We start from the raw sequence: 3,815 nt of genomic DNA on the forward strand, positions 1-3,815 counted from the left end.
GTGGTGAGGGCAGGAAGACAACGATGCATGCGAAAGGGATGTGGCGTGAGTGGCAGGTGTAGGCGGTCAGCGGGGCGTGTTATTTGCCCCCGCCGTCTTCTTTTTGGATCTTTTCAAACATGGTGCGGATGGCGTTGCGGCGCTCCTCCTCAGGGGCGTTGCGGAACTTTTCATCGCTGAACTTTTCACGCATGGCATCGCGGAACTTTTCCTTGGCTTTGTCGGAGAGGCTTTCGTACTTTTTCCGGTCTTCCTCACTGGGGCCCCGGTTGCCTCGGTTGAAACGGTCTCCGCTGGAGGAATCACTGCGCGGGCCTTTGTCGCCCTTGTCGCTTTTGCCCTTCGTCAGGTCATTCTTGTCCAGCACGCTGTGCCGGATGCTGAAGGTCTCCCCGCCGATGGCAATCTTGGCCTGGGCGCGTTCAATGTTGCTGGTGGGCAGCGCTTCAATCAGTTTCCAGCCTTTGAGATTGGGTTCTTCGCTGACGACCAGGGATTGCTTTTCGTTCTTGTCAAAAATGGTCACGACCGGTTTGCCATTCACGTAGGCCATCCCGGTGAGCACGAGGGAATCAGAGATGCTGACAATACGGGTGAACGGGGAGTTCTGAATGATCGCGCTCAAGGAGGTCGCATCAAACGGCTGCGGCAGGTCAGGATCCACCGGCCCGGCTGGCGCTGCGGGGGCCGCTGGTGCGGCCACGGGTTGCTCCGGTGTCAGAAGTTCGTCCCCGGGCAGTGCCAGCAGATCCGAAGTCGTGAGCGGTGCCTCAGCAGGCGCAGCTGGTACAATCGACTGCGCGCGCAGGCTCAGTGCCGCGCTTAGCATCAGCAGAGTGGTGGAAAGTGTTTTCATGGCTGGAATCCGGCTTCAGGTTTGAACCAGCGCGCCAGGACGAGGTTGCACAAGGCCTGGGGTGTCTTTTCTTTAGCTTTGGCGTCGATCTCCAGCTCCAGCTGCTTGATGGCTTGAAACTTTTCCGGCGACTGCAAACTGGCCAGCCAGCCCAGCAGCGTGGTTTGATCACCGCGCAGCCGTACTTCCACGGCCACCTCACGATACACGGAGGCGTTCGCCTTGCTGTCGGCGGCATCCGGCAGCAGCTGCTGCTTCTGCACCTGCAGCTGGTAGTCGAGGGCCACGTTTTGAATCTCTTCCAGCAGTTTGGCCTGCGCCGTGCCCAGGCTTTCGGTGGTGGGCATGTGCTGCTCCATCCACGCCGAGCGCTTGTCCCAAAACTCACGGTCGGCCATCCAGTGGCTGTTCTCCTTTTTCTCATTCTCCAGCGAGCTGATGCGTGTCAGCACCGCCGTGCGGCGGTCCAGAAACTGCTTCAGCATGATGAACGTCGCCATCAGCACCAGGGCGCCAATGCAGGCTCCGAGCAGTTTCTTTTCACGTTGGGTGAGGGCGAGTGCCATGGAATTTGAAAAAATCGGATTCGTTACGGCAGCTTGCCCTGGGCACGGAAGGAGGCCGTGGTGCCTTTGACTTCAGGCCGGGGATTCGTCCATTCATAGCGGCTCAGGACGCGGTTCTTTTTGAAATCTTCAATGAATTGAAAAGCGAGCTGCGCATCCCGTGCTTCACCACGGATGTCGATCTCCTTGCCCTTCACTTCAAACTTACGAATGACGATGCCGCTGCCCGGCATGATGCGGTTGATCTCACCCAGCAGAAACAGAGGATACCGCTGCGGCTCGATGGCCGGTGCCAGCACTTTCCAGCGTTCATTCGCCTTGCGCACCGCCGCCGCTGGCTCGCTCGTGACCTCCACCTCTTCGGCCAGTTTTTCCGCCCGCTTTTCTTGGAAATGCAGATACGCAAAACCGAGGAATGCCAGCGACGCATACAGCATGCCACCCAGCACAAGCGCCCGAATAAGCTTGGAGCGCTGGGTGCTCGTGCTGATCGCCGTCCGCACCCCTGAGGGCAGCATCTTCGTCCAGGTGCGGGTTTCCAGTGCCCCATTGGGCGGCAGGTCAGCGAGCACCCGCACCGGCAGGTCCAGAATGGAGCTCAGACGCGTGGTGAGCCCCTTGTCAAAATTCGCTCCCACCAGCGCCACCCCGTCAATGGAGTCGGGTCCGAGCTCGGATTCCAAGGTCAGCCGGGCCAGGGTGATCTCCAGCGTCAGCACATCTTCCGCAGCCGGTGCCTTGGCAAAAATGTGGCTGTGGTACAGCTTGCCCTGATGACTGGCCGCCAGCACCAGATCTCCCTGTTCTTCGATGATGACAATGTGTCCGGCAGGCAGCTGCGCCAGCCTAAGTGCGGCGGTGTAGTCGCTGGCGTGCGATGCGGCCAGCGCTTCCGGGAATGGCTCCGCCAGAATGTCCACACTGACGATGGCCAGCCCGCCGTTCTGGCCCAGCAGATGCCAGCGGTAATTTCTGCCCACAGCATCCTGCTCCAGCTTGAAGCCTCGCCGTTCCAACTGGGTGGAAATGATCTGCTCCAGCAGTTCGGCATCCGTCTGCGGCAGGATCAGCCCGATCGTCCGGCATGCCGAGGCAGGCAGCCCGATCAGCAGCGGTTTGCTCACATGCTTCGCCTCGGCCGGGCTTTCCACCGTCTCAGCACTGGAGGTCGCGCGCGGCTTCCACACACGCCAGGAGGCATCAGGGGCGGGGAGGAGCAGGGTAGTGGCGGCGAGTGACATTCGTGAAGGGCTGGGTAGAACGCGCGATCGCGTGGGAAGTTGCGTGATTGAATGACGATTATCGAATGTCCGGTGATGCTCTGGTTGTCGAGTCCGTTTTACTCCTCAATCCTTCCGAGATAGGTCACTGCCCCCGTCGTCTGATCGCGCCGGGTCACGAGGATGATTTTCGAGCGCTTCGTCCCCACCCAGCCGATGCTGGTGATGCGCCGCAGTGTCGTGTCGCTGTCATTGACGATGCCGCTCACAGCGTTCAGCCGGTCACCGTTGAGGCCGAGAATCTGGTAAGCCTCCGGCGCGCGGATGCGGCGGTCGTCCTCCGTCCCGGGAATGCCATCCCCGCCATCGCGTTCGCTGATGAAGCGCTGCACGTCGTTTTCGGATGCTCCGGTGATGGCCAGCAGCACATCCTTGAAGACCGTGCGCAGGTCGATCTGTCCCTCTCCATAGATGCTGAAGAAATTGCGCCAGTCCGGTTTTTTGCGGTCCACGGCATCCATGCCACGCACCAGGATCATTTCCTCCACGCGTATGAAGCCCCGGTTGCGCGGCGCGTCATAAATCCCCAGGCTCTTGTAATACTCCGCCTCCGCACCGTTGGCGCGCTGGGTGTTGTCATTGTCCACCCAGTCCGCCAGTGAATCCGCCGCCACACCGGCGTCTTCCGCATTGAGCTGCCAGTAGATGAAGAGATTGTAGATCGCCTCGCGCAGCCGCTCATCCGTGATGTAGTTGATCGGAATGCGCGCGCCTTCGTAGTTGATCACCACGTCGAAGCCGCTGTCAGGCCCCACCTTCTGCTTCATCACAATGTCCCCCCGCCGCGTGCTGGGGTGCAAACCCACCGCGATGCCGCTTTCCGCAAGATGCAGGGCGCGGAAATCATACGCCGCCTGTTTGGATTCCTCCGCGCTGTAAGTGATGTACTCCACCACCCCCATGACCGTGACGGACATGAGCAGGATGGCCCAGATCATGAGCATAAGCGCCGATCCCCGTGCTGATGCCGGACAAGCGCTGCAGTGAACAGGTGTCCTCATGGCCCGGCACCTCCACCGCCGCCAGGAGGCCCGCCCCCGCCACCACCAGGAGGCCCACCGCCTGGAAAGCCGCCTCCACCTGGCCCACCAGGACCTCCACGCCCCCCACCGC

At 60.9% G+C, this 3,815-nt stretch carries 4 protein-coding genes; all 4 read right to left on the reverse strand.

All coding sequences use genetic code 11. The features are described 5' to 3' along the window. Positions 1-79: 79 nt before the first annotated feature. Positions 80-856 (reverse strand): hypothetical protein, encoded by a 777-nt coding sequence (locus WAW39_RS13770; protein WP_422319763.1) that lies wholly within the window; start codon positions 854-856, stop codon positions 80-82. After that, on the reverse strand, positions 853-1,422 hold the full coding sequence (locus WAW39_RS13775; protein ID WP_422319765.1) for a GspMb/PilO family protein: 570 nt from the start codon (positions 1,420-1,422) through the stop codon (positions 853-855). Before WAW39_RS13775 ends, WAW39_RS13770 begins: the two co-directional genes overlap by 4 nt. A gap of 23 nt (positions 1,423-1,445) precedes the next feature. After that, positions 1,446-2,663, reverse strand: coding sequence for a hypothetical protein (locus WAW39_RS13780; RefSeq protein ID WP_422319767.1), 1,218 nt, complete (start codon positions 2,661-2,663; stop codon positions 1,446-1,448). 98 nt (positions 2,664-2,761) lie between these two features. Beyond that, complete coding sequence (locus tag WAW39_RS13785) at positions 2,762-3,640, reverse strand: hypothetical protein (protein ID WP_422319768.1); 879 nt, start codon at positions 3,638-3,640, stop codon at positions 2,762-2,764. Between the last annotated feature and the right edge of the window lie 175 nt (positions 3,641-3,815).

The sequence above is a fragment of the Prosthecobacter sp. genome, assembly GCF_049294395.1.
Taxonomy (GTDB): Bacteria; Verrucomicrobiota; Verrucomicrobiia; order Verrucomicrobiales; family Verrucomicrobiaceae; genus Prosthecobacter.

Bases quoted from the DNA above. Each gene is read 5' to 3' on its own strand.
- WAW39_RS13780 (WP_422319767.1), bottom strand. From the start codon at position 2,663: ATGTCACTCGCCGCCACTACCCTGCTCCTCCCCGCCCCTGATGCCTCC.
- WAW39_RS13770 (WP_422319763.1), bottom strand. From the start codon at position 856: ATGAAAACACTTTCCACCACTCTGCTGATGCTAAGCGCGGCACTGAGC.
- WAW39_RS13775 (WP_422319765.1), bottom strand. From the start codon at position 1,422: ATGGCACTCGCCCTCACCCAACGTGAAAAGAAACTGCTCGGAGCCTGC.
- WAW39_RS13785 (WP_422319768.1), bottom strand. From the start codon at position 3,640: ATGATCTGGGCCATCCTGCTCATGTCCGTCACGGTCATGGGGGTGGTG.